Source organism: Desulfofundulus thermobenzoicus (assembly GCF_009428905.1).
GTDB lineage: Bacteria > Bacillota > Desulfotomaculia > Desulfotomaculales > Desulfovirgulaceae > Desulfofundulus_A > Desulfofundulus_A thermobenzoicus.
Map to the genome: position 1 here is coordinate 1 of NZ_WHYR01000118.1, position 941 is coordinate 941.

Below are 941 nucleotides of genomic sequence, written 5' to 3' on the forward strand. Positions count from 1 at the left end.
TTATGGAGCCAGGGGCGGCAAGAAAGTCAGACAGGGGTTCTGGGAACTGATGGCGGGGGTGGCACGGGATGGGGAAGCCGAAAAAGAAGAAAGCGATTAACCCCATCGAGGGCATCAAATACACCATTTGCGGCGAGTGGTTTCCGGACGTCTACCCCGCCCTTCGCTCTTTAAAATGGAGCCGTGGCGACGAAGACCCCCTGGACACCGAGATGCGCCTTTTTTGCTCGTGCGAGCGCTGGGCGTTTAACCGGCTGCTGGAAGACCGTTCCCGCGAAGAGCTCAAAAAAGAGGGCCAGGGGACATTCGGCTTAAATTCCCGCTTTTGCGACGACGCCATCTTAAAAGCAAAGGAAGTGGCGGAATCGCAAAAACAACTGCTGGCACTGGAAATCGAAGAGACGGAAAAGAAATTGGCCCGGGCCAAAAGGAAACTCGGCTGGGCTGAAAAAGACCTGGCTAAAGCCGTCAAATCAAACGACACAGCTAAGATTGAAAAAGGCAAACGGACAATACACGGCCGTAAAGCAGCGGTTAAAAAACTGGCGGACAAACTGGCGGCACTGCAGGCCCATAAGGAAAACGGCACCATACCCGAAGTGGTTTTCGGCGGTCGTTCCTTATGGAAACGGGTTTGCAAGGGCAAAGCCAGCCGGGAAGAATGGAAAAACGCCCGGCAGGACCGGCTGTACGCCCGGGGGGACGAAACCAGGGGCGGCAACCTCAACTTGAGGATGAGCCGGCGCAATGGAGAATTCTCCTTATCCGTGACCATCTCCCACCTGTCCGAGCGGAAAGGTACAGACAGCAAAGGCAGGCCAATAATGACCAGGGCGCCCAGGGTAACCGGCAAGCTCTGGCTGCCGGAAAAGCACCGGCAAAAAGCGCTGATGCTGCTCCTTTCCAGGACGCCCTACAGCGTCGAACTGATCAAAGGCAGG

General features: G+C 56.0%; 1 pseudogene. It reads left to right on the forward strand.

The window, feature by feature from the left end:
• Window positions 1-68: 68 nt before the first annotated feature.
• A pseudogene (locus GFC01_RS17760) lies at window positions 69-941 on the forward strand (IS200/IS605 family accessory protein TnpB-related protein); the annotation flags it as partial.